The 21074-nt window shown below is 37.8% G+C and carries 20 protein-coding genes; 10 read left to right on the top strand and 10 right to left on the bottom strand.

Annotation, left to right across the window (positions count from 1 at the left end):
- The first annotated feature begins 12 nt into the window (after positions 1–12).
- Positions 13–147, top strand: coding sequence for a hypothetical protein (locus MED121_RS24745; RefSeq protein WP_009834763.1), 135 nt, complete (start codon positions 13–15; stop codon positions 145–147).
- Between the two features lie 269 nt (positions 148–416).
- Here MED121_RS24745 and MED121_RS16000 read toward each other — a convergent pair whose 3' ends face one another.
- Together MED121_RS16000 and MED121_RS16005 are read right to left on the bottom strand one after the other, a co-directional pair.
- Positions 417–1046, bottom strand: a complete 630-nt coding sequence (locus MED121_RS16000; RefSeq protein WP_009834764.1) for a DsbA family protein — start codon at positions 1044–1046, stop codon at positions 417–419.
- 21 nt (positions 1047–1067) lie between these two features.
- Positions 1068–1949 carry a glutathione S-transferase C-terminal domain-containing protein gene (locus MED121_RS16005; RefSeq protein ID WP_009834765.1) on the bottom strand — a complete coding sequence of 294 codons (882 nt, stop codon included), beginning with the start codon at positions 1947–1949 and terminating at the stop codon, positions 1068–1070.
- Positions 1950–2085: 136 nt separating this feature from the next.
- Between MED121_RS16005 and MED121_RS16010 the strand changes: the two genes are divergently transcribed.
- Positions 2086–2988: a LysR family transcriptional regulator gene (locus MED121_RS16010; RefSeq protein ID WP_009834766.1), complete on the top strand. Its 903-nt coding sequence runs from the start codon at positions 2086–2088 to the stop codon at positions 2986–2988.
- Positions 2989–3004: 16 nt separating this feature from the next.
- Here the strand turns inward: MED121_RS16010 and MED121_RS16015 are convergent, their stop codons facing one another.
- Complete coding sequence (locus tag MED121_RS16015; RefSeq protein ID WP_009834767.1) at positions 3005–3919, bottom strand: DMT family transporter; 915 nt, start codon at positions 3917–3919, stop codon at positions 3005–3007.
- 259 nt (positions 3920–4178) lie between these two features.
- Here MED121_RS16015 and MED121_RS16020 point away from each other — a divergent pair, with 259 nt between their 5' ends.
- Both MED121_RS16020 and MED121_RS24750 read left to right on the top strand, forming a co-directional pair.
- A complete protein-coding gene (locus MED121_RS16020; RefSeq protein ID WP_036180930.1) occupies positions 4179–4976 on the top strand; it encodes a hypothetical protein in 798 nt (265 codons plus the stop codon).
- A 578-nt stretch (positions 4977–5554) separates the two neighbouring features.
- Positions 5555–6064, top strand: a complete 510-nt coding sequence (locus MED121_RS24750; protein ID WP_009834769.1) for a sugar O-acetyltransferase — start codon at positions 5555–5557, stop codon at positions 6062–6064.
- 49 nt (positions 6065–6113) lie between these two features.
- On the opposite strand, the gene MED121_RS16030 is transcribed toward MED121_RS24750, so the two are convergent.
- Positions 6114–8453: an EAL domain-containing protein gene (locus MED121_RS16030; RefSeq protein ID WP_009834770.1), complete on the bottom strand. Its 2340-nt coding sequence runs from the start codon at positions 8451–8453 to the stop codon at positions 6114–6116.
- Between the two features lie 8 nt (positions 8454–8461).
- Positions 8462–9124 carry a methylamine utilization protein gene (locus MED121_RS16035; RefSeq protein ID WP_009834771.1) on the bottom strand — a complete coding sequence of 221 codons (663 nt, stop codon included), beginning with the start codon at positions 9122–9124 and terminating at the stop codon, positions 8462–8464.
- Between the two features lie 143 nt (positions 9125–9267).
- On the opposite strand from MED121_RS16035, the gene MED121_RS16040 reads away from it, so the two are divergent.
- On the top strand, positions 9268–10536 hold the full coding sequence (locus MED121_RS16040) for a hypothetical protein (protein WP_009834772.1): 1269 nt from the start codon (positions 9268–9270) through the stop codon (positions 10534–10536).
- A 103-nt stretch (positions 10537–10639) separates the two neighbouring features.
- On the opposite strand, the gene MED121_RS16045 is transcribed toward MED121_RS16040, so the two are convergent.
- The gene (locus MED121_RS16045) at positions 10640–13624 is read right to left on the bottom strand and encodes an HD domain-containing phosphohydrolase (RefSeq protein ID WP_009834773.1); all 2985 of its coding nucleotides are present in this window, start codon (positions 13622–13624) and stop codon (positions 10640–10642) included.
- 303 nt (positions 13625–13927) lie between these two features.
- On the opposite strand from MED121_RS16045, the gene MED121_RS16050 reads away from it, so the two are divergent.
- Positions 13928–15175 carry a site-specific integrase gene (locus MED121_RS16050; RefSeq protein ID WP_009834774.1) on the top strand — a complete coding sequence of 416 codons (1248 nt, stop codon included), beginning with the start codon at positions 13928–13930 and terminating at the stop codon, positions 15173–15175.
- A 41-nt stretch (positions 15176–15216) separates the two neighbouring features.
- Here the strand turns inward: MED121_RS16050 and MED121_RS16055 are convergent, their stop codons facing one another.
- Genes MED121_RS16055 through moaC form a run of 3 tightly spaced genes read right to left on the bottom strand, consistent with a single transcriptional unit; the run spans position 15217 to position 16406 of the window.
- Entirely contained in the window at positions 15217–15672 is a 456-nt protein-coding gene (locus MED121_RS16055; protein ID WP_009834775.1) for a molybdenum cofactor biosynthesis protein MoaE, read from the bottom strand.
- Position 15673: 1 nt separating this feature from the next.
- Positions 15674–15931, bottom strand: a complete 258-nt coding sequence (locus MED121_RS16060; RefSeq protein WP_009834776.1) for a MoaD/ThiS family protein — start codon at positions 15929–15931, stop codon at positions 15674–15676.
- The gene (gene moaC / locus MED121_RS16065; protein ID WP_009834777.1) at positions 15924–16406 is read right to left on the bottom strand and encodes a cyclic pyranopterin monophosphate synthase MoaC; all 483 of its coding nucleotides are present in this window, start codon (positions 16404–16406) and stop codon (positions 15924–15926) included. Before moaC ends, MED121_RS16060 begins: the two co-directional genes overlap by 8 nt.
- Before the next feature lie 143 nt (positions 16407–16549).
- Here moaC and MED121_RS16070 point away from each other — a divergent pair, with 143 nt between their 5' ends.
- Complete coding sequence (locus tag MED121_RS16070) at positions 16550–17848, top strand: J domain-containing protein (protein WP_009834778.1); 1299 nt, start codon at positions 16550–16552, stop codon at positions 17846–17848.
- 42 nt (positions 17849–17890) lie between these two features.
- On the top strand, positions 17891–18634 hold the full coding sequence (trmJ, locus tag MED121_RS16075; RefSeq protein WP_009834779.1) for a tRNA (cytosine(32)/uridine(32)-2'-O)-methyltransferase TrmJ: 744 nt from the start codon (positions 17891–17893) through the stop codon (positions 18632–18634).
- Between the two features lie 73 nt (positions 18635–18707).
- Here the strand turns inward: trmJ and MED121_RS16080 are convergent, their stop codons facing one another.
- The gene (locus tag MED121_RS16080; protein WP_009834780.1) at positions 18708–19853 is read right to left on the bottom strand and encodes a M14-type cytosolic carboxypeptidase; all 1146 of its coding nucleotides are present in this window, start codon (positions 19851–19853) and stop codon (positions 18708–18710) included.
- Positions 19854–19892: 39 nt separating this feature from the next.
- Between MED121_RS16080 and MED121_RS16085 the strand changes: the two genes are divergently transcribed.
- Positions 19893–20429: a hypothetical protein gene (locus MED121_RS16085; protein WP_009834781.1), complete on the top strand. Its 537-nt coding sequence runs from the start codon at positions 19893–19895 to the stop codon at positions 20427–20429.
- A gap of 109 nt (positions 20430–20538) precedes the next feature.
- Positions 20539–21030, top strand: coding sequence for a putative 4-hydroxy-4-methyl-2-oxoglutarate aldolase (locus MED121_RS16090; protein ID WP_009834782.1), 492 nt, complete (start codon positions 20539–20541; stop codon positions 21028–21030).
- Positions 21031–21074: the final 44 nt, after the last annotated feature.

The following is a 21074-nucleotide window of genomic DNA, read 5'->3' on the forward strand; positions in this document are numbered from 1 at the left end:
AGCAGGCTTCAAATGTTAGCTAGAGCCTTTAACTCAAGTAAGCAAAGTGAAGCAAAAGGAAAAAGGAAAAAGGAAAAGGAAAAGGAAAAGGAAAAGGAAAAGGAAATCAGCAACAAGGTTAAAACTTATTTCGATATTTCCAAATAATTTATTCATAACTAACGAAAATACAAAGCAGGTCTCATTTAAAAATCTTAAACAAGACCTGATCAGTTTGGTTTGAACAAGCCACAGGCCTTTAAGAATCTATATTCAGCTTAAGCCAGATAAAATTTTCGGGTCCACTAAACTTGGTACAAAACTCTTAATTTTAATTCTCTGACAAGCAATACCTTAACTTCAATACATACTTAAATTAAGATGATTAGTTAATTTGTCGAATAGCGTTTGAATCGCCTATCTTTCCTAAACACCCTTTAATTGAATCTTATTAAAGTATTTTTTAGGCTTTGTAAGTCAAGCGCCCCTGATAGTACTAAATCTTGATTAACTACTAATGATGGCGTTGAATGTATTCCATACTCGTTAGCAATTGCTCTATCATCTTTAATCTCTTCGATGCGTTGAGGGTCACTATAATCATTTAAGAATTTGTTGATATCTAAGCCTGTTTCTTTGGCTATATTAGTAAGTACATCTAAATCGCCAATATTTCGATGTTGACTCATATGTGCATGTGTTACAGCATCAAAATAGTTCCAATACATTTTGTTCCCACCCTGTAATTTTGCAGCTTTACACGCAATTAACCCAGGCATAGAAAAGGGGTATTCAAAACTTTCACTACGCATACCTTCAACATTAATACGGTTAAAGTCATCAGCTAGCAAACATTGCTCCCAATGTTTAAGAATAGTGCGTTTTGCTTGTGCCATCGACCCTCCAAACTTGGCAATCATTTCTTCTCTTGAGGAGGATAATGCAAAAGCATGATGATGAATCTCTAAATTGAATTCTAAATCTAATTGTCGAATCCTAGGTGATAATACATAGCACCAACCGCAAATTACATCATGAAAAAAATCGATGCGAATAAGTTTATTCATATTTTACTCCTTAAGGTATTGTTACCAAGTGACGCTAGGACCAGCTGGGATTATGGAGAAAGGGTTAATGTGCTTATGAGAATAGTAATAATGAAGCTTCATGTGATTGATATCGATTGTTTCTCTAATACATTTTTTTTGGACTAAATCACGTAAATATCGGTAAAGGTTCTGGTACTCTTTCAATTGTTTTTTATTCGCTTTGAAGTGAACTTCATATACTGCTTCGAATCTTACTAACGACGGTAGAAGGAAAAAGTCTGAAAGGGTAATTACATCACCATGTAAATATTTAGATTGTCCTAGTTTAAGGTCTAAGCGATCTAAGGCGTTAAATAGTTCATTACTCTCTTTATCATAATCATGTTGGTTTGTTGCAAAACCAACATGATAGACCTTACGGTTAACATTATTATGGATCCAAGTATTTAGTTGTATTATTTTTTCAGATAAACCTATAGGGACAAGATGGTGTTTATTTTTAGCTAACGAAAACCAATGTTGTGCAAGATTTAGGGCAATATTTGAAGAATTGTTATCAACAATTCTATTTTCTTTTTTGTCCCAAAGAATAGGTACTGTGACTCGCCCTGAATAATCCGGTTTTGTTTTTAAATGAAGTTCAATCAAATTCTGAGAGTGAGTGATAGGATCAGTATTTACCGTATCAAATAACCAACCATTTTGGTCTCGTTTTGCTGCAACTGATGATATTGATATTACATCTTCAAGCCCTAAATATTTGATGACAAGTAATGGACGATGAGCAAAAGGGCAAGCTAGAGACATGTATAGATGATAACGGTTCTTTTCCAGCGTAAGATTTGAGTTAAATGTATCTTCGTAGGGCAATTGCTCTGCGTCTATGTTTGGATGCCAAATACCGTGTTGTAAAACAGCCATAAAAACTCCTAAAACTTAAATTTACCTAGTGAATAATATTCAATCTTGATACAAATCCATAATAATTGGTTACGATAAGTAGATAAACTTGATATAAGTAACAATATAATTCACATATAGTAAACAATTGTGTTAAATGGTGTATAAAATGAACAAAATTAGGGCACTGACTGTTTTTAGAAGAGTAGTAGAGCTTGGTAGCTTTAAAGGGGCTGCTGAAGACCTCAATTTATCGAAAGCTGCTGTCAGTAAAAATATCAATGAATTAGAAGAAGAGTTGCAGAGTCCATTAATAAATCGCACCACACGTAAGCTTCATATTACTGAAAGTGGGCGGTTGTACTATCAACAAGTTTGTCACGTCTTAGACTGCTTGAAGAATGCTGATCAATCTATTATTGAGTCTCTAAATACATTAAAAGGTACTTTAAAAATAAGCGTACCCATGTCTTTAGGAATCATAGAGATAAACCCAATTATCTTTGATTTTATGGCTGAGCATCCTGACCTCCATGTTGAGGTTGTGATGAATGATAAATATGTTGACCTTATTGAACAAGAAATTGATATATCGATTCGAGGTGGAGGCGTCTTAAATGATTCTAGTTTACGTTCACGCAAACTTACTGATATGAAACGGGTGTTATGTGCGTCGCCAGATTATTTAGCACAAGCCTCAAAGTTAAATAGCCCTGATGACCTTGTTGATCATAATTGTCTAATTTATAGCTTTTCTTTGTCCGCTAGAAGGTGGCTCTTTAAATATAATGATCAAGTGAAAGAAGTTGAGTTAACACAAGGCTCTTTTATTGCAAATAATGGTTTAGTTTTGAAACAGGCTGCATGTTTAGGACACGGAATAGTTTTATTACCTGACCTGTTTGTTAACAATGAAATTGAGCAAGGGCAACTAGTCGAGGTTTTACCTCAATGGTCTGCTGATAAACATTCTTTGTATTTGGTATATCCTTTTCATAAAGAGAAATCTCATAAAATTAGAGCTTTTATCGATTTTTTTACTAATCATTATTTAAAATAAATAGTTATTCATAAGTCTAATTTGTTTTCAGATCAGATGAGGAGTTATCCATTTTTTTGCTAAAAATCTGTAATAAAAAAGTACATATTATGGATAATACGATACCAGGATAAACCTCAACTAAAATAAGTTTACCTTCGAATATCAACATGATAAATGCTACAAATACAGGACTTAAATAAATATATGCCATGACTTTAACCGGTCCCAATTTTACGGTCACTTTATGAATAATAATGGTTGATAACAAGGTTGAAAAAAGAGCGAGGTATAGCATATGAAATGCCATATTAAATGATACATTGTGCCAACCCAAAGGGAGCTGGAGAATAAGAAGAGCTAATGTCATCCAAATAATTCCTCCCAACATAATACAAAAGACGGTAATTAAAGAGTCTTCACCATGATGCAACGCCTTCATTGATATTGAAAAACCAACCATAGATAAACAACCTAGTAAAAAAATATAATCTCCTTGATTGAAGTTTAAGGCATATAAAGCCGAAATATCGCCTTTTAAAACAACCCAAGAAGTACCAATAGCAGCCAATAAATATATGAACAACAGGCTTAAAGAGAAATGTTGCCTAAAAACAATAATGCTAGCAAGAGCCGTCATAAAAGGAACTAAAGTGTAAATGGTTCCTGTATTTAATGGTGTTGTTGTTTTTAACGCTTCAAACATACAAATAAAGAAACTAGAAAAAAATAAACTCATGAGAAGCGTTTTAATAAAAATACTTTTTACTACTTTAGCTTTTTGTGGAGACAATAAAATAAAAGGGGAAAGGGTGAGGGTTGCTATAAAGAACCTTAATAAGGTCAATGAAAGTGAATTCATTGTGCCAGCTAATTGGCCAGTCGATATAAATGAGCCTGCGACAATAGCTGTCACAAAAATTGATAAAAAATGATATTTAATGTCTTTCATTACTTGATACTCCTACTTAAAAATAAAATTATTTTGAGTAGAGAATACTGCTTTAAAGGGACTAATAAAGATCTACTTAGTGATCTAACTGTTTACTAAATGGAAACCTAATTTGAAAATTAGTTTTTATATAAATATAACTAAAGATTGTTACTTAAAAGTGTTTAATCAGTTTACTAGATAGCTGTTTATCAAAAACCATTAAATTTTTAAGCTTGTTTTGAAAGGACAAAAAATTATCAAGTTTGGAGATTTAAATATGAAAAAATTACTGAATCTAATTCTAGTTGGTTTAGTTGTAACTTTTCCTGTCGCGCATAGTGCGGTTACTAAAGAGGCCAGTGAAGGGGTGCTAACCCTATCTTACAGTGATGGAAGTAGCAAAACAGTCGGAGTAGCGGAAGTAAATAAAATACTTAGAAAAGTTGGTGTTAGAGTGAGTCAAGTTCCTATCCCTGAGGAGGCTAAAGCAATCTTAGAAGTTTCAAAAAAAAGAGCCATCAGTAAAGATGAATCAGAGCAATTGATTTCATTATTTTCATTACATCGTGGTGAACTACTTGAGCAAATTAAAAAAGCTGGCCGTACTCCAGAGGCTCATAGAGGTGGATTTTTATCGACTTCAGAGGCGGGAGTTTCCCCTTATCCAAAAGTTTACGATATGAATGCAATGTCACCTCAAATTGAGCAATATCTTCAAGAAAAGTTTGGAAAACTACATGTTAATAGTTCTGAGAATGGACAGGGTATTGATGAAGTTATGACAATTGTTTCTGGTGGTGACTGGACCTGGTTTTTTACATTACCTAATGATGTCGTAGGTAAACTAACCTTAGGTTATGTATCTTCAGAAGGTGATGCTTGGCGAATAAGCTACCCGGGTCTTGTGCCACATGGTGGCTATTTAGATGCTCCTTATGGTTTAGTTGTTGCCTACGCTCATGGACCAGAGAATTTTGTAATGAGATACGAAGAACCGAGCATTCAAGGAACTAATACACTTGGAGGAAACCCTTGGATAGATCTAACTGGAGATATCCCTAAGTTATTAGACTAACTTTTAGTAATAATAAATGTCCTAACCAATTAAGGTTTGGACATTTATTACCTAGATATAATGAGGCTCTTGGCTGCTTAACTTAAATAATATTTAGAATTGGAATGTTGTATAAAATAGTGAGAAGCAACATAAGCCGTCTGATCATTACTATTTAAAAAAGAGTTTGTTTTTACTAAGCCCATGTAGGGTAAGTTTTACTTTCGAACGCTAATACTTTAGCTCCAAAATAAGTGGATTTAAATAGAGGCTAATTTGAGGGCTATCAATATTCATACTATTTCCGATAAATGTTATTATCGGAAATAGTATAAATGCTAGAGATACACTCTAACTAGCCATTTTCATCACATTGTCTGTGTTCTGTGTTCTGTGTTCTGTGTTCTGTGTTCTGTGTTCTGTGTTCTGTGTTCTGTGGTTATTTTGATATTTAAAATAAATTAATTTCTTTATTTATCTTATTGATGATTTTCTACTGACTTGTGACTTGTGACTTGTGACTTGTGATCATCTATCTAAAGTTCTCTAATTCGCTATAATCCCACGCAACACTATTTAATTTTATCGCTGTGTAATTTATGACTGAATTAGAAAAAATGCGTCAAGGCTTAGCCTTCAATACACTTGACTTAGAATTACGCCAATTACGTGAAATCGCACGTGCTGCTTGTGCAAAATTTAACGCCCATCCCAGTAAAGGCAATATGAAACATATCACTCGTTTATTTGCATCACTTGGTTCTGTAATGATAGAACCCGGTTTTCAATGTGATTATGGAGTTAACCTTCATATGGGCGAAAATGTTTATATTAACTTTCAATGTGTCTTTTTAGATGCAGCACCGATTATTATCGGAAATAACGTTTTGATCGGCCCAGGCGCTCATCTCTATACGGTTGATCATCCAAGGGATATTGAACTAAGACGTTCTGGTCAATGCTCGGCAAGAAGTATAGAAATTGCAGATGATGTTTGGATTGGTGGTGGTGCGAAAATACTGCCTGGCGTTAAAATTGGAAAAGGCGCCATTATTGGCGCCAATGCAGTGGTGACAAAAGATGTATTAGAGAATACTCACTACTACTAAACCAGAAGGTAAATCCAGACCTTTGAGTGAGAAAAAGCATTGAAGCCCCCTATTTTTCCATGCTTTTTTCAACCCACCACTCATCAGATGAGTAGCTAAAACTTGATTGCCAGTTTAAAAACTCATCTGATTTCAGAGGTTTAGAGAAATAGTAACCCTGTATCGTTTCGCAGCCATAGTCTTCTAATATTGAGAGTCCACCAATATTCTCCATACCTTCAGCGGTTACTGAAAAACCAAAACTATGTGATAACTGAATTGTGGTATTTACAATTAGCGCATTTGATTCGTTGGTATCAATATCATGTACAAATGATCGATCAATTTTTACCTCATCAACCGGTAAATCCCTTAAATAAGCAAGAGATGATTGACCAGTACCAAAATCATCAATTGATAACTTAAAGCCCATTTTCTTTAAGGCATTTAAGACATGTATAACGGTTTTTGTGTCTTCCATCACGGAACTTTCAGTCACTTCAAAAGCCAATTGAGAGGCATTAATCGCATATTTCTCTAGCATGCTTTTTATGAAAGTCGGTAGACTCAAATCGATAAGATCTAATGCTGATAAGTTAATGGCAACTTGGATCTGCATATCTTCACGCAGCCAATTAGACTGCTGTTTGCAAACCTCTTCAATCACCCATTTAGTCACAAGCTGAATGTTACCCGAACGTTCTAGTAATGGAATGAATTCAGCCGGCGAAATAAAACCAAGACTTGGGTGAATCCAACGAATTAATGCTTCTGCAGCATGACAGCGACGATCTTGTATGTTGACTTTAGGTTGATAAACAATAAAGAGTTGATGACTTGCAAGGGATTCAGGTAAGTCACGAATGATGGATAAGGTTCGTCTGTGGCTTTCATCTTGGCCTTGTTCATAGATTGCAATGCCGTTTTCACTTTGTTTGGCTTCATCCGCTGAAATATCGACCCTTCGCATGATGCCATTTACTGTCATATCATCCTGATTTGCAAAGAATAATGCCCCCATACAGACTTGGAGGCACACTTTTGAACCTGAGATATCAAACTCTCCCTGCAAACTTTGATGTATATTAGCCAAGGTGATTTCATTAAATTGGCTTTTAAATACGATTAAGAATTCATCACCGGCTAATCGTGCGACTTCATCTTGATTCGTAATGAGTTTGCTTATTCTTTGTGCGAATTCACACAGTAAAATGTCGCCGTTCTCAAAGCCCATCATATTGTTGATATCTTTAAAGTGGCGAATATTGATCAGTAACACGCCCCCTTCTTTTGCTTTAAGGTTTAGAGACAGAAAGTTCTCAACGGCATTTCGGTTTTTGAGACCGGTCAAATTATCGTGCGAAGCTTGAAAAGATAACTCTTCCTCCCTTTTTGAAATTCTTTTTTGCATGCCAGAAAGGGTGCGAGATAAAACCCCAAACTCACCTGCCTGTGCCTCTATTTCAACTTGCTCACCTCGACCAATTTTTTTAGCTTTAGAAACCAGAGTTTGAATTGGCTTTAACAACCTTTTTGCGCTAATCCAGCTGAGAATAATGGATAGGGTTAGGATAATAGAAAATATTATGATCAAACGATTAGTGACTTCATTAATATTTTGTATCCATGAGTTATAAGGTAGGTGTAACAAGGCCCAATGATTATCGAGATCCAATTGAACTGCTGATGTTAAATATCGCTCATCATCAGAGAACAGAGTGAGATCAGCATTAACTCCCTGCTTGATAAAATTATCTAAAATAGGGCCAAGATTCATGCTTTCTAATGTCGTAGCATAATTCCCTACTGATTGCTCATTCGCGGCTTGCTGTTTGATCGATGAAAAGCTGATATCTAATCCCGTAATACCTTTTATTTCCTGGGCTAAATCACTGCCCATTTGAAAGGCCATGCCAACCCAAGCGACTAAATTTGGCGATCTTACTGGAACCAAAACAAGCTGATAGGCCTTTTGATCTACTTCGATAAAGCCATTAATGTTACGACGGCGACTTTTATTTTGAAGTAAGTGGGTAAAATCACTGCTGTGAACCATTTCGTAGGTTGACTGGAGACTTTCGCCATTGGGTGAAAGGAGAATGCCAAAATCCGCACCGACACGAAGTGCGTTATTTTCTAGGGATGAACGTATAGTTGCGCCGTCTTTTGTGGCGACCGCTGTTTTGAAGCCAAAATCAGATGCCAATAAGCTGACACCAACACTCAGATTTTTAGAACGATTATCCAAGGTAAGTTGAAATACCTTTTTTGTTACATCAATGCGTTTTACGGCTTGTTCTAAGCTATCACGCTTAATGGTATCAAGAATGGCGGTTCCTGATATTAATTGAATCATAGCTAGGAAAAAAACTAGCATCGCAATCAATTGTGATCTGAAACTTTTAAACATATTAGGCCTTAATAATCCGAGTTTATGCCTTCATTTGTTGGATATTCTTCTTCATAAACATCCATGCTTTGTTGAATACTTATCGTGTCACCCGTTACCCTTATAACGCGGCTTGGCTCAGCACTCTCCTGCCATGGATGCCAAAAAGATATTTGATATTCACCTTCTGGTACATCTTGGAAGCGAATTACCCCTTCAAGGTTTGAGTTTTGTGCAAAATCACTGGACGCAACATAGACATATGACTCCATAAAGTCATGTATGTTGCATCCGAGTGCGACAATTCCCGCTTTATCAAACACTATAGGTGATTCAGGTTTCCCTATATATAACTGTAATTGAAAGGTTTTAGCTTCAGAGAAGGAGTAAACATGATGGCGTGTCTTATCCAGGTTAGGAAAATCAATGGGGGTTCCAACAGGTACAACACTAACAAAGGGAATAAAGGTGTTATCTTTTTGACTGATAGAAATAAGTGATTTTTTAGCATTGATAAGGGATGCTTCGCTGTTAAGGTTAGTCGGTGTCAGCTCTACCACCGCATCACGTAATAAAGAGCCTTGTTTGCTTGTCATCACGATAGCAATATCAGTAGCCATTAGATTTAGGCTAGACGACAAGAATAAACCCGCAAGCAGTAGCTTACTTCCCTTCTGTGCTAGATTTAACATGGATAAAGTGTTCCTTTATGCAAAAATGAACCAAGTAAGAATTGTAAGTAATCAGTATATTTTGTCAGAAAAAAAGCTAATATACAGCTAATAATCTTGTCTTTTAGTATCTATAATTTAATGGGGATAAAGTTAAATTAATAATGCAAAAACAAATAGTTGCAATAAAAATTGCTCTGGCTAAAAAACAATCACTTTACTCGGCCTTTTTAGGCTTATTAGTGAGTATAGATCATGTGAGTGCCCAGCAATTATCTCCCTATATCAATCTTGATATTAAAACGGGTGGCTTAGTGGCCGCTTCAGATACCCAAGACGATGCTTGGTATGATCAAGGTACAAGCCAAATTGACTCTTTATCAGGCATATCATTAACTGACAGCGTATTTAGCCTCAATGCTGCAACTGATTCTAATCTAAGTTATGAACTAAAGGGCCAAGTTTCTCAAAATACAGAAAACTTTGCCGGTATCACTGAGCTTTGGGCAAATTATAGACCCCTAACAGCCTCTAAATATCGTCGAAAATTTCGTTTGGGTAGTTTTTATCCGCCTATGTCCCTAGAAAATACTGATACAGCTTGGACCAGCCCTTACAGTCAAAGTTTCTCAGCAATTAATTCTTGGTTTGCTGAAGAGTTAAAAGTAACCGGCGCAGAAATGAGTTTCACACGACCTGGTCGTGCATTTAGATCCAAATATACTATGACAGGTGTCGGTGGCCTATTTATGGGGAATGATTCGATTGGTAGCATTCTTTCATGGCGAGGTTTTTCTGTGCATTCAGCCCAGACTCACCTAGGTGATAGAGTGTATTTTGCAGACTATCCGAGCTTGCAAACTAGCGCGCTAGAAAAGCAACCAAATTGGGTTAATCCAAATTTAGAGTTAGATAACCGAATTGGGCATTATTATGGTGGGCATTTGACACACCGTAATGGCTTTCAAGCAAGACTTTATCGCTATGATAACAATGGTGACCCGTTAGTGCTTAAACATCAACAATACGCTTGGGATACACGCTTCAACTCACTTGCCCTTTTCTACCCTATTAACAAAAATACCCAATTGTTAGGACAATGGTTAGATGGCAATACGATTATGGGTGATAACGCGGTTAATGTGGATTTTCAAGCTTGGTTCGCTTTAATTAGCCATGATTTAGAGGCTTATAAAATCAGTGTGCGTTACGACAATTTTGAAACTAAGGATAAAGATGAGCTTGAAGGGGATGATAATAATGGCCATGGTGAGTCTATTACTCTGGCTTTGGCAAAGCGATTAAACCCAAGCTTTACGATCAAGACTGAACTTACAGGAATGAATAGTTATCGTGCGAACCGCTCAGACCTAAATCAGGATAATTATACAAAAGACGCTCACATTAAAATTTCAGGTCAATATCTGTGGTGATCATGCCTTAAGGCGCCTACAAATAAGCCCCCTAGACTGAACGGATGGATAAAAGACTTAACATTTTAGGTTAAAGGTGTCGCTTAATCGCAGTTTCCTTAGACTAATTAGTAAATCTGCTGGTTGCATTAAAGTAGTGTAACTTACCTTTTTCACTTAAAAACTCTTCGGGTTGAATTGAATCAATTTGCTTCTCATCTAAATACTTCACGGCATATTCTTTATAAACACCGTTTTCAACAAATAAATCAAAGAGCTCAGAATCAATGTGCTGTTTATCTCGCATTTTGGACATGATAGATAAGGATTGAGACAAGGTATTGGGCTTTTTGTATGGCCTATCATCAGAGGTTAATGCCTCAAAAATATCGGCAATTGCCATCATTTTCGCTAACGGGGACATCTGCTCTGACGTTAAACCTTTAGGGTATCCTGTACCATCCATTTTTTCATGGTGACCACATGCAATCTCAGGGACGTTCTTTAGATGTTTAGGAAAACAAAGTTGCTCCATCATTAAGCTTGATTGCACGATATGTTCATTGATTTTATACCTCTCTTCCTCATTTAAGGTGCCTTTTTTAACCAGCAAAGAATAAATTTCACCACGGTTGTACATAAGTTCAGGTTGCTTTAAGTTAAAGCCAAGCTTTTTGTGTTGCTCATGCTCCTTATTATTTTCCCTTAAGATCTTATGCTCTTCTTTATCCGCTAATAAATACTCTTCTGTTGGCAGTTTTGGTGTTGTACCAGATCGTAATTTGCGAGCTAATTCCACTTGAGATACACCGACACGATCACTTAAAGTGCGGGTCCATTTACGTTTGGAGATTTTTTCAATTTGCTCACAAGTCCAGTTATCCATGACGGTGTCACCTTGATTGCACGCGGCAATTAACAAAAACTCTTCATCTATGATTCTTATCTCTTTATCGAACTCATAAGCAAGCTGTTGTGGGTCTTCACCAGCCAATTGACGCTTATACATATCAAGCTCAACATCTTTTTTAACCAGTTCGAAGCGCATTCGAATTTCATGGATGCGATCATAAATTGTTTCAAGCTTAGTGGCTTTATCAATGACATATTCTGGTGTCGTTATTTTTCCGCAATCATGCAACCAGGCTGCCACATGAATGGCTTGCTGGGTATTTTTCGTTAATTTAAAGTCGGCATAGGGGCCATGACGAGAAACATCTGCCGCTTTAGCAAGCAATTTCATAATTTCAGGGACACGTTTGCAATGCTCAGCGGTATAACTACTTTTACCGTCTATTGCGCTAGCAAGTAGCATAATAAACGAATCAAAAAGTGCATCTTGAGATTGAATTAATTGCCTGGTTTCAATAGACAAAGCCGCTTTTCTTGAAATGGCTTTGATAAAGGCTTGGTGGTGTTCATCCAATGAATGATCCATTAACAGAATAAGGCAGCCAACTAAATTGGTTTTACGATTGAATAAAGGCACGATTACCAAATTTTGCCAACTGGTATCAAGTTTACCGGATAGAGAATCAATGCCCGTGGTAAAGGTGAAATGTCGATGGGCATCCTTGTTTTGAGTCAGCTGGATAATTGATTGCTCATTGATCGCTTGCTGAATCGCATCAGGTAAGTTATTACGTTTTAGTGGTACTAATTTGTGATCACGTATTTGTTGCTGCCCTATGGTAATAATTTGCGGTACTAAAGCTTCCTCAATATCTTGATCTTCTATTAAATAAAGGGCCCCGGCTTTAGCATCACAAATTTGAAGTATTTTCCCCAATAAGGCCTCCTGCAGGTTTGAAAAGTCCTCTTCTTCTGCCAATAGTTTATTCATTTCCATAAAATGCCTAATGGTGGCATTCATTTTATTCATTGCATCGCTTAATAAATTTACCTCCTTAACGCTTGATTTATGATTAAAGTCTTTATTGAAATTGAAGGTGCGAATTTGATCTGTTTTTTGAACTAAAGCATAAATTGGCTTGGCGAGTTTTGATGCTAGTTTATTTGTGAAAACTAAAACGAATGCCAACAAGCCTACCATCCAACTAATACTCTTAATTAAAACAAGGGTGGCATCTGATAAAAGCTCATTGGTTGGGATGGCGATTACCAAGGTGTATTGACTATTATTCGGAAGACGGATATTCCTCACCATGGAGAACCAGTTTTTATGATTAGAGGTCAATTGATACAAGCTATTTTTAGTTTGTTTTGATTGGCTAGACATTAACGCGTCTTCAAGCACCTCGTCTTTTAATAAAGGTAAGCGGATCGCTGTATTAGGCGTTAAGTTTGTTAAATGCGTACTAATCGTATTATCCACCGAGGCAATAACACCGTTTCCTCTTGTTAACAAAGCAACCTTTGCGTTTTCAGTGGTTTTAAAGTCAACTAAGAAGTCGCTTAACTGAGTTAAACTGATGTCTGCGGCTATCACAGCCCTAGTAGAAGATGATTTTTGAGCAATGGTAGTCCCTATTTCTTTAGTGGTAAAAAACACATAAGGATCAGCAGTAATTGCTTGATTCTGTGACATGGCATCTTGATACCAATGACGTGTTCTAGGGTCAAATAATCCATACCTATGCTCAGATTTAACACTGATAAAATTCAGTTTGTTATCGTAATATCGGTACTCCCCCATTGTTTTGCCATTATCTTTTTCTGATATTTGAATAACATAGCGGGTATTTTCTGGGGCATCATGAAAAGAGGTTCGTTTGCTTTTACTGGGTAGTCGTCTTACAAGGTAAAAATCACCATCATCGTAAGCGATATAAATTGAGCTAATATTGTTGGATTTGGCGAAGCTGTTAAGTAAAAACTTAAAATGGGGTCGTCTATCTTGGGCATTTAACACGTTGGTAATATCATGACTTGCTACCACATCAACTAAAGATTCAGCACTTTCAAATAAATGCGTCGTCTTGTAAGCCGTATCCTCAACAGTAAAGCCAAATGCCTTACTCGTAAGATCCGTGATGATTTCTTTTGACTGATAATAAAAAAGTGTTGAAAAAACGCTGCCAAGTATCAAAACCAAAAGCGTGAAAGCAAGCGAGATATAAAAGCGATAGCTGTATCCTAACAATGGCATATGGATGTCCTTTCCAAACCTTATAAAGCATGTTTATTAGTACGTTTTTTAATTGTCATGGGCGTAATCATGCCCAAATTTGACGTTAGTATAGATAGAAAACACTAAAAACGGGGAAGTAAATAATGTTAGTTTATGTCGAACAAAACTAGGGAAGCGGCGAATAATGCCTCTCGCCTCAGCAGGTGGATAAAAACACTCTTGCAAGTTTATGCAAATGAAAGTGTATTTAGCATTATTCATCACCTCTTCTTTAAGCTAAAATATTAGCTAAAATCTTGTTTAATATGAATATTTAGCATTATGAATTCGACAGCCTTAATCGATAATTTAGAACACTTACCTAACCCTTTCATGCAATTTGAAAGTGTTAAAGCCATGTTGATTAATGACTGGCCGCAACTTGCTAAAGTAGATTATCAAAGAGATTTACAACTGGCTTTGTGTTTCATTTATAGCTATAACGGCTCGCAAGCCACCTTTAACTCCTATCGAAGAGAAGTTGAACGCCTACTTTTATGGGCTTGGCTCATTAAAAAAAGCCCTTGTACACACTTAAGACGAGATGAAATTGAAGAGTTCATACATTTTTGTATAAAACCGCCCAGAGAATGGATCGGCATTAAAAATGTTGCTCGCTTTAAAAACAAACAAGGTGGACGTGTTGCCAATAAAGAGTGGCGCCCTTTTGTCGCCCATGTGAGCAAATTGAAATTTAAAGAAGGCGAAGCCCCTGAGCATAAATCTCACAACCTCTCTCAAGCCGCGATTCGTGCAACCTTCTCAATCCTTTCATCCTATTATGGTTTTTTAATCCAAGAAGATGCCGTTCAACAAAACCCTGTGGCACTCATTAGGCAAAAAAGTAAATTTGTCAAAAAAGAAGTAACACGGCGCCAGGTACGTAGAATTTCAAATTTACAATGGGATTATGTGATTGAAACAGCAGAAATATTGGCAGAAGAAGATGCCAATATGCACGAAAGAACCTTATTTATCATGAATGCCTTACTTGGCATGTATCTTCGAATTTCAGAGTTAGTGGCTGACGAACGATCTGCTCCTATTATGGGAGACTTTATTAAAGATAATGATGATAACTGGTGGTTAAAAGTCTTGTCTAAAGGGAACAAGGAACGTCTAGTGGCGGTTTCTGATGAAATGCTTAGCGCTTTAAAACGTTATCGCGAGTTTAGACAGCTACCTTCTTTACCTACTATTGCAGAGCAAACAGCCCTTATCCCTAAAAATCGTGGGCAAGGTGCGATGACAAGTACAAGGCAAATTCGAAATATTGTGCAATTCTGTTTTGATTCGGCTTATCAGAGGATGGTAGAAGATGGCATGAAAACGGATGCTGAAGATTTACGTGTGGCGACAGTCCATTGGCTTAGGCACACGGGGATTTCTGAAGATGTTAAGTTTCGACCCAAAGAACATGTGCGTGAAGATGCAGGACATGCCAGTATGGCCACAACAGATAGGTATATCGATACTGAATACCGAGAACGCCATGCTAGCGGTAAGAAAAAAGCCCTTCGACCAAAATAATCAAAGGGCTTTAATCCAACATTTAGTGTCTTGAAGCGAGTTTATGACCAGCGTTCTAAGCTTTGCTCATCACTTTCTTTAGCACAAACCCATTCGCCTTTACCTGACTGAATTTCCTTTTTCCAAAAAGCCGCCCTGCTTTTGAGGTAATCCATCACAAAATCACAGGCAAGAAATGCCTCTGCCCGATGAGAGCTGCTTACCCCCACAAAAACGATTTGATCTAGTACTTTTATCTGGCCCACTCTATGCACGACCTGAACATCATGTAGGTCCCATCTTTTGTGGGCTTCATCAACAATTTGCTGAAGATTGTGCTCTGTCATACCAGGGTAATGTTCTAGTTCAAACAGTGCCTCATCTGTATTTTGAGCGTCATTTTCGTTGAAATCTCTGACTCTGCCAACAAACATGGCAACCGCACCCGTTTGATTATTATCACATAATGCTTGATATAACTGGTCAACTGAGAAATCATCTTGCTGAACTTTAATCATCTTACCCCCCAGTCACCGGCGGGAAAAAGGCAACCTCTTTTACTAGTGCAGCATCAACCTTACTGCTAGGCCTAGCAAAGTTAAAATCAATAGATGCTTGGATACCCTCTGCAAATAATGGGTCAGGATTACTTATTTTTTTGCCGATCAACTGCTTAATTTCTTCAATTGTCATGACTTTATCAAGGGTTAAGGTTAAACCATCAATTCCCACAGCTTCTCTTAAAGAGGCAAAAAATACGACCTTTAATTCATGCATCACTTTTACTCCAGTCACCACTCTTACCGCCTGTTTTTTCTAGCAGGCCAATTTCTTTTACAAGAATCCCTTTGTCTACCGCTTTACACATATCATATAAAGTCAATGCAGTAACTGAAGCACCTGTTAAGGCTTCCATTTCAACTCCAGTTTTGCCACTTAATTTACACGTACATAAAACCCTTAATTGAGTCTTTGAAATGACATCGATCTCAACACTCACTTTTGTCAGCATTAAAGGATGGCACAAAGGAATAAGATCGGCTGTTTTTTTACAGGCCTGAATCCCGGCGATACGAGCAGTAGCGATTACATCACCTTTTGGTAAACCACCTTCGATTACTTTGCTTAAAGTGCTAGGTAACATTTCAATAATGGCCTGTGCGGTTGCACTACGGTGAGAAATATTTTTATCAGAAACATCAACCATATGCGCATGGCCAGCATGGTCTAGATGAGTCAGCTTATCAGTCATTAAGCTTTCCTTTGTACATTAAGGTAAATCAGGCATAATATTGTTTGTTTTCAAATAGAAGACAAACTCAAGAATTTGGAAAAGCGTAGGATGCCATTGCTACGCTCCTGTGAACAGCTTTTTGGAAAACTTTTAATTTCAAAATGAGTTTATTAGACGATTATCACTTATTAGAACTAGATCCTAATGCCACAGAGCAAGATGCGAAAGCCGCTTATCGCAGACTAGCACGTCTTTATCATCCTGATAAAAACCCGACTACTGATACCACAGAGCATTTTCAGCGCCTCCAAGATGCTTATCAAAGCGTACTTTCCTCCATGAGACAAGGTGCAATTGTCCAAGATTGGCACAAATACGAATTTGCCAATGACAAAGTTAGCCCGAACAACCAAGACAATGATGAGATACAAAGGGCTTATATTAAAGAAAGTCAGCGGGCTTATGATGATATGAGGCGTAAGAATGCATCTCATGAAAGAGCAAAAGAAGCGGCCCTTAGAAGCGCCCGCAGTAAATACAAAGAAAAGAACGCTAAAAAAATTTATGAAGATGCATTAAAAGCAAGCCAAAACAATTTTTCCGAGTCCATATTGGATTCAGACATAGAAGCAAGCAACCAGGCAAATGAACCTGTTATTGATCCCAGTCTATTCCGCTCCTTTGAGAAAAATTTCAACGAATCCAACCCAGATTTAGCCCCCAATCACGTCTCTCAATCTGAATCGTCGGTTTTCAAACGTGTTTTCCTATCGGTGAGTTATATAGTGGTATTTGCCATGGGGGTATATAGCACACTTTATTGGCAAGACATTGAATCAGATCAGGCTCAAGCGGATACGTTTAAGGAGAGTATTCCTTTTATTGCGGGCCTTTACCCCCAGTTTAGAAATGGTGTTAATTACAGTTTTAAAAACACCCCTCTCTTTACAACACCAGATACCCAAGCCAGTGAAATAGCCATGATTCCAGCTTTAACGGATGTCGTGGTAACCAATAATTCTAAGCCAAATTGGCTCGCTATTCATTATCAGGATCAAGCCGGCTGGGTGAGAGAAGAACACCTCGGTTTTGGCAGCATTGCAGCCGCAAACACCAGCAAGTGTTTAGGGAATCCTGGCCTAGCGCCCGAAAACGGCAGCCTGTTAGGCGGTTTCGAGCCTAAAGGAACGAGCCGCTTAAGGCTATTAAATAAGCTGAATAGTCATGGACTTCTGAGCTTTGAATCATACGATGGGTTAGCCCCTTTTACCCTCTATTTAAAAGCTGGACAATCATTTGCGGCAAACTTCATTCCTAAAGGCCGTTATCGCTTGGTATTACATACAGGATCCTTGTATCATGGCGCCTGCCAACAATTCTTGTTTAATCAATCCAGCACCATAGTCATGGATCAGGTTGATTTTGCCAGCACAGAGCTTTCGCTTACCTTGGCACTTTGACAAAGTTTTTAATTTTAAAGATAAAGAAGACAGATAATTTCTATGCTAAGTAACATTCGTATCGTTCTAATAAACACTTTCCATCCGGGTAATGTTGGCGCAATTGCAAGAGCCATGAAAAACATGGGGTTATCAAACTTATACCTAGTAGACCCAAATGATTACCCTTCTGAGGAAGCAACCAGCCGAGCTGCCGGTGCTGTCGATTTATTAGAAAATGCGACTATTGTAGAAACCTTTGAAGAAGCCATAGCAGATTGTAGTCTTGTTGTTGGTACCAGTGCTCGTCATAGAACCTTTCAACTTCCTATCATGAATGCAAGAGAGTGTGCCGAATCAGCGGTTATTGAGGCAACAAATCAACCCATTGCGATTGTTTTTGGCCGAGAGAAAACCGGCTTGTTAAACGATGAGATAGCCCAGTGTCATCGTCAGGTCTATATCGATGCCAATGACGAATACCCTGTATTGAATATCTCTCAAGCAGTGCAGATTGTTGCCTATGAAATTTGGATGGCTAGTCAAAATAAATCGGCTAACACAGATGTTGAAGTTGCAGAATACCCTCGTAAAGGCGACATGGATTTATTTCATACCCATCTTGAAGAAACCCTATATGACATTAACTTTGTGATTAAAAATCACCCTGGCAAAGTTTTAGAAAAACTACAGCGTTTCTTTAATCGCTCAAGACCTGAAAAAAGTGAATTGGGTATTTTAAGAGGTGTTCTTGCAGCAGTACAAAGAGAGACTGAAAAAGCACGATCACCTAAACAAGATGACTAGTCAGAGTTAACATAAAAAAGGCCTAACCATTGTTAGGCCTTTTTTTATCTTCAAACTAAGTGTGTTGCTCTATTTATTTCATACCAGGCCCATTTACAACCTGATAAATAGGATATAGAACATCTGCTCCCAATATTTTTGACCTTTCAGGAGACCAACCCACTTCAGGATCAGGTAAAAGCTCATTATCTTTAAATGGCATTTCTAGCGTTAGGGATAAACATTTATAGGTTTCCCCTACCCATTTAGCAGCGACTTTTAACGTGTCATCACCAAAGTGTGCCGCTTCATAACCCTGTTTGGTTTGAAAATCAGGGCTAACGGCTAATAAGGTGCCGCAAAAAAGTGATTCCATATCAGCCATGCGTTGATCAAATGAAGGGATTTGGCTACAGCCATCGATAAAGTTAACAGGTAGCTCTTCATCGCCATGGATGTCTAAGAAAAGATCCACACCGACTTCGGCCATTTTGTTTTGCACAGCTAAAACTTCGGGGCTCATCTCTTCACTGGGCGACAACCACTCGCGGTTCAAATTAACCCCTTTAGAATTCACCCTTAAATTACCATGTACACCGCCGTCTGGGTTCATATTAGGCACCACATAAAAACGGCAGTTATTTAACAAAGCGCGCGAAATAGGATGCGATTCATCAAATAGACGCTCTAAAAGCCCTTCAATAAACCATTGAGCCATGGTTTCACCTGGATGTTGACGCCCAATTATCCAGATGTTTTTAGCACTAGCTTGATTACGGCCAATTTCTAATAAGCTAATGTCACGACCTTCGGCGGTTGTTCCTAAATCATGATTAATACAGTAATCATTAGAACTGGACCACGCCAACATATCGAGATGACGTTCATAGGAATAAGGCGCAAAATAGGCATAATATAAACTGTCTTTTTCAGGGGTATGCTGAATAATTAATTTGCCATCTTTATATTCAGTGGGCACTCTAAACCAATATTCTCTGTCATAAGAAGCGACCGCTTGATAATCATACCAGCCGTCTTTATAGGCAGCGTCACTGGCATTTTCAAATGTAATTGTACAATTTTCGCCCATCACGCCTTGTAAACGAAAATAAAACCATTGCAGGAAATTAGAGTTTGTATCTTTTGGTATATTTACTCTAATATTGTCCGGTTCGTTGGCTTCAATCAGACTAATGTTTCCGCCATCGAAGGCACTGCTGATTTTTATTCGGCTGCTCATCCTAACCACTCTCTAAATTTTGGTATGTAATTCATTGATATGACAAGTTTACCTATATTCCTGACCTGTGTCGCTAATTCTGCTGACGAAGCTGAATTTCCTTTATTATTTACCTGGTCTACACCGGATTTGCAGATTAAAGAAGTACTGATAATCCCAGATGATGATTGGTTGCATAATGCCAGTATTGAATCCAACCTATGTGATATTGATGAAAACCAACTGTATGAATTTGGCTATGAAGCCAGTGACATACTGGCTGAGTGGACAGCAGAGTTCGATACAGATTTTGTGTTGGCTCTTGATCCTGATTTAGTCGGTTCCATGGTAGAAGCCACCTTTGATGCTAAAGGCATGGACCCTAGTTTCGAAGTCGTTTCAGCCCATCGTTGGTTTAGTGATAGGGATGTTGATTTAAATTATGAGTTGTCCCTTCTCGATTTGTCTCAAGCCGTTGAGTTATTACCACCGGATGAACAGATCGCAACCCTATTGGGGATCGCCCATGCAAAATCTTTAATTGAAATGCCGATCTTAGATCAAGATGATGATCATGAAGTAGAAACTGATATTTAATTAAAAAATATCGAGCATTAATTGAGACGACTAGTAGAGATTTATCAGGCTGTTATTGTTAACTAATTCTCATTATTAATGATAACGCTTTCACTATTAAGGACTTAACATGCTCGATTTATTACCAGATTTGACCGATCAATACCCTGATCACTTGCTTATTGCCGACCCTATTTTCAATTCATATGGTAAGAAAAATATTTTTTACGGTGAAGTTGTTAGCGTGAAATGTTTTGAAGATAACTCTCGTGTCAAAGAGCTAGTGGCAACCCCAGGTAAAGGAAAAGTCATGGTGGTAGACGGTGGTGGTAGCAAGCGGGTGGCATTACTGGGCGATATGCTAGCCGAGCAAGCGGCATCTAATGGCTGGGAAGGTATCATCATTTACGGTGCAGTACGTGATGTAGCGACGCAGTCGACCATTGATTTAGGCGTTAAAGCCTTAGCGGCGACCCCCTTAAGATCAATGAGAAAAGGCATGGGAGAGGTGGGCGAAAATATCGCCTTTGCTGGCCTTAGAATTGAAAATGGCGATTATATTTATGCCGATCTCAACGGTATTGCATTGGCTAAACAGCCCCTAGCACTAGATTTTCTTTAGCCATATCTCACTTTAAAGCTCACCTTAAAGCTCATCATAAAAAA

The sequence above is a fragment of the Marinomonas sp. MED121 genome, from assembly GCF_000153025.1.
In the GTDB taxonomy this organism is placed as follows: Bacteria; Pseudomonadota; Gammaproteobacteria; order Pseudomonadales; family Marinomonadaceae; genus Marinomonas.

Coding starts and splice junctions, on each gene's coding strand:
- MED121_RS24745 (WP_009834763.1), top strand. CDS start 13: ATGTTAGCTAGAGCCTTTAACTCAAGTAAGCAAAGTGAAGCAAAAGGA.
- MED121_RS16000 (WP_009834764.1), bottom strand. CDS start 1,046: ATGAATAAACTTATTCGCATCGATTTTTTTCATGATGTAATTTGCGGT.
- MED121_RS16005 (WP_009834765.1), bottom strand. CDS start 1,949: ATGGCTGTTTTACAACACGGTATTTGGCATCCAAACATAGACGCAGAG.
- MED121_RS16010 (WP_009834766.1), top strand. CDS start 2,086: ATGGTGTATAAAATGAACAAAATTAGGGCACTGACTGTTTTTAGAAGA.
- MED121_RS16015 (WP_009834767.1), bottom strand. CDS start 3,919: ATGAAAGACATTAAATATCATTTTTTATCAATTTTTGTGACAGCTATT.
- MED121_RS16020 (WP_036180930.1), top strand. CDS start 4,179: ATGAAAAAATTACTGAATCTAATTCTAGTTGGTTTAGTTGTAACTTTT.
- MED121_RS24750 (WP_009834769.1), top strand. CDS start 5,555: ATGACTGAATTAGAAAAAATGCGTCAAGGCTTAGCCTTCAATACACTT.
- MED121_RS16030 (WP_009834770.1), bottom strand. CDS start 8,453: ATGTTTAAAAGTTTCAGATCACAATTGATTGCGATGCTAGTTTTTTTC.
- MED121_RS16035 (WP_009834771.1), bottom strand. CDS start 9,124: ATGTTAAATCTAGCACAGAAGGGAAGTAAGCTACTGCTTGCGGGTTTA.
- MED121_RS16040 (WP_009834772.1), top strand. CDS start 9,268: ATGCAAAAACAAATAGTTGCAATAAAAATTGCTCTGGCTAAAAAACAA.
- MED121_RS16045 (WP_009834773.1), bottom strand. CDS start 13,624: ATGCCATTGTTAGGATACAGCTATCGCTTTTATATCTCGCTTGCTTTC.
- MED121_RS16050 (WP_009834774.1), top strand. CDS start 13,928: ATGAATTCGACAGCCTTAATCGATAATTTAGAACACTTACCTAACCCT.
- MED121_RS16055 (WP_009834775.1), bottom strand. CDS start 15,672: ATGATTAAAGTTCAGCAAGATGATTTCTCAGTTGACCAGTTATATCAA.
- MED121_RS16060 (WP_009834776.1), bottom strand. CDS start 15,931: ATGCATGAATTAAAGGTCGTATTTTTTGCCTCTTTAAGAGAAGCTGTG.
- moaC (WP_009834777.1), bottom strand. CDS start 16,406: ATGACTGATAAGCTGACTCATCTAGACCATGCTGGCCATGCGCATATG.
- MED121_RS16070 (WP_009834778.1), top strand. CDS start 16,550: ATGAGTTTATTAGACGATTATCACTTATTAGAACTAGATCCTAATGCC.
- trmJ (WP_009834779.1), top strand. CDS start 17,891: ATGCTAAGTAACATTCGTATCGTTCTAATAAACACTTTCCATCCGGGT.
- MED121_RS16080 (WP_009834780.1), bottom strand. CDS start 19,853: ATGAGCAGCCGAATAAAAATCAGCAGTGCCTTCGATGGCGGAAACATT.
- MED121_RS16085 (WP_009834781.1), top strand. CDS start 19,893: ATGACAAGTTTACCTATATTCCTGACCTGTGTCGCTAATTCTGCTGAC.
- MED121_RS16090 (WP_009834782.1), top strand. CDS start 20,539: ATGCTCGATTTATTACCAGATTTGACCGATCAATACCCTGATCACTTG.